The organism is Streptomyces xanthophaeus (assembly GCF_000725805.1).
GTDB classification, from domain to species: Bacteria; Actinomycetota; Actinomycetes; order Streptomycetales; family Streptomycetaceae; genus Streptomyces; species Streptomyces xanthophaeus.
On the sequence record NZ_JOFT01000128.1, the window covers coordinates 1 to 334 of the forward strand.

Annotated in this window: 1 protein-coding gene; it reads right to left on the bottom strand. The window is 65.0% G+C overall.

Annotation, left to right across the window (positions count from 1 at the left end; genetic code table 11):
- A partial coding sequence (locus tag IO30_RS41105) for a heterodisulfide reductase-related iron-sulfur binding cluster (RefSeq protein WP_037895542.1) occupies positions 1–334 on the bottom strand: 334 nt, incomplete at both ends.

Here is a 334-nt window from a genome sequence, read left to right on the forward strand (position 1 = left end):
GATCAGGTGCTGCAGCAGCTGGGTGTGGTGGATGACCTCGTACTCGCCGCCGAGCTGCGGGTACTCGTTGGCGATGGTGTTGAAGCAGTGCGGGCAGGTGGAGACGATCCGCTTCGCCGACTTCGGCTTCTTCGTTGCCGGGTCCTCGTCGTCCTCGCCGAACGCCATGTTCAGCATGGCCACGTTCTCCTGGCCGAGCTGCTGGAACAGCGGCTCGTTGCCCAGACGGCGCGGGGAGTCACCGGTGCACTTCTCGTCACCGCCCATGATCGCGAACTTGACCCCGGCGATGTTCAGGAGCTCCGCGAAGGCCTTCGTGGTCTTCTTCGCCCGG